2 protein-coding genes and 1 pseudogene are annotated in these 2,064 nt (G+C 71.2%); 1 reads left to right on the top strand and 2 read right to left on the bottom strand.

The window, feature by feature from the left end:
* Window positions 1-199: 199 nt before the first annotated feature.
* Window positions 200-1,129, bottom strand: a complete 930-nt coding sequence (locus WA805_RS10225) for an LLM class F420-dependent oxidoreductase (protein WP_422270692.1) — start codon at window positions 1,127-1,129, stop codon at window positions 200-202.
* Between the two features lie 401 nt (window positions 1,130-1,530).
* Between WA805_RS10225 and WA805_RS10220 the strand changes: the two genes are divergently transcribed.
* Window positions 1,531-1,812, top strand: a complete 282-nt coding sequence (locus WA805_RS10220; RefSeq protein ID WP_422270689.1) for a winged helix-turn-helix domain-containing protein — start codon at window positions 1,531-1,533, stop codon at window positions 1,810-1,812.
* Between the two features lie 33 nt (window positions 1,813-1,845).
* On the opposite strand, the pseudogene WA805_RS10215 reads toward WA805_RS10220, so the two are convergent.
* A pseudogene (locus WA805_RS10215) lies at window positions 1,846-2,064 on the bottom strand (class I SAM-dependent RNA methyltransferase); the annotation flags it as partial.

Raw genomic sequence — 2,064 nt, 5'->3', positions numbered from 1 at the left:
GGCGCCTTGAGGGCCGGAGGTGGGCTGGCCGGAGTGAGGGCGCGCGGGCGGGGGGCCAGGCCGCGATGCGTCGGCGGCCGGGTCCCGGTGCCCGCGCTGTTCCCCTGATGGCGTTCCCACAGCAATGATCGTAAGCACACGCACCGCTGATGGCATCCCTGCCCGGGGCAACGGGGCGGGAAGGAGCGAGGCGCCTGCCTCAGACCTGCGGCAATACCTCCGCGGCGATCAGCTCTAGCTGGTCGAGGTCAGCGAGGTCGAGCACCTGGAGGTAGACCGTCGAAGCGCCGGCCTCGGCGTACTCGCCGATCTTGTCCGCGACCTCCGATGGCGTGCCCGCGATGCCGTTGTCGCGCAGCGCCGCGACGTCACGGCCGATCGCGGCGGCGCGGCGGCGCAGCTCCGCGTCGTCCTTCCCGCAGCAGACGGTGTGCGCGACGGTGTAGGTCATCGACTCCGGGTCCCGCCCCGCCGCCCGGCAGGCGTCCCGCACCCGTCCGAACTGCGCACCCGCGTCGGCGACCGACACGAAGTTCGCGTTGAACTCGTCGGCGTACCGCGCGGCGAGCGCCGGGGTCCTGCGCCGGCCGCCGCCGCCGATGATCACCGGGGGCCGCGGGCGCTGCACGGGCTTGGGCAGCGCGGGCGAGTCGGCGACCTGGTAGTACGTGCCGTCGAAGGAGAACTTTTCGCCCAGCGGCGTCTCCCACAGCCCGGTGATGATCGCGAGCTGCTCCTCAAGCCGGTCGAAGCGCTCCTTCAGCGGCGGGAACGGAACGCCGTACGCCCGGTGCTCGGCCTCGTACCAGCCGGTGCCGATGCCGAGCTCCACCCGGCCGCCGCTCATGTCGTCCACCTGCGCGACGGCGATGGCGAGCGGCCCCGGTAGCCGGAACGTCGCGGCGGTCACCAGCGTGCCCAGCCGGATGCTGCTGGTCTCCGCGGCGAGCCCGGCGAGCGTCGCCCACGAGTCGGTCGGCCCCGGCAAGCCGTCGCCGGGGCCCATCTTCATCAGGTGGTCGGAACGGAAGAACGCGTCGAAGCCGAGGGCTTCCGCGGTGGTGGCCACCCGGCGGAGGGTGGCGTAGCTGGCGCCCTGCTGGGGTTCTGTGAAAATCCGTAGTCGCATGCGTCCAATCCTGACGCATCCGATGGCGGTGCGGCCGACGGGTCGACAGGTATCTCCGTCTCCCGCCAGGCGACGCCGCCGCGGGTGTTGCGACGGCCGATCCAGCCGCGCCCGGTCGGCGCGTAGGACGTGTCTATGCCGATCACGGTCATGACGTGCCGTACCTCCACAACACAGCAGAGGAAACAGCGTCCCTCGATGAGGTAAGGCTCGGTCAGCCGCATCACGCGATCCAGGTCGTCGGTAATGCCGCGCACCCGCGGCGGCTCGGCGGTGTCACCGGAATGCAGGGCCCATAGGTACATGGCGGCCAGCGTAGCGGGATTACGGCGGGATGTCCATCGTCGACTACTGTCGAAGCGTTGCGATTGGCAATATTGCCATTCGAGTACGGTACAAGAGTGTCGATAGGTGACGAAGCAGACCCGAGAGCGTACATCCGCCTCGCGGCAGAACTGCGGCGTGCGATAGCGGACGGCACGTATCCGCCCGGCACGCCGACCCCGTCCATCACCACGCTGAGCCAGCGGTACGGGCACGCGAGGCAGACCTGCGCCAAGGCGCTGCGGCTGCTGGTGGACGAGGGTCTGCTGATGCGGTACCCAGGACTCGGGTATTACGTGGCCGGCGCGGCGAAGCCGGACAACCCCGCCAGCAACGACGGCAAGACCGACGCCCCCTAGTCACGGAGGGCCGGAAGCCGGCCCGGCGTCGCGTCAGCGGCTGAGCGCGGCGACGCACTCCACGTGGTGGGTCATCGGGAACGCGTCGAACGCGCGCAGTTCATCGAGCCGCCAGCCGGCCGCGAGCAGTCGGCCGAGGTCGCGGGCCAGCGTGGCCGGATCGCAAGACACATAGCAGAACCGCTCGGCGCCGCCGCCGGCCAGGTAGCCGGTGACCTCGCGGGCCAGCCCGGCGCGCGGCGGGTCCGCGAC

This window comes from Trebonia sp. (assembly GCF_049794275.1).
Taxonomy (GTDB): domain Bacteria; phylum Actinomycetota; class Actinomycetes; order Streptosporangiales; family Streptosporangiaceae; genus Trebonia.
Note: the sequence above shows the minus strand (reverse complement) of the source record. Positions and strands in the feature narration are given on the sequence as shown.

Excerpts from the sequence above, each read along its gene's own strand:
- WA805_RS10225 (WP_422270692.1), bottom strand. The coding sequence starts at position 1,129 with ATGCGACTACGGATTTTCACAGAACCCCAGCAGGGCGCCAGCTACGCC.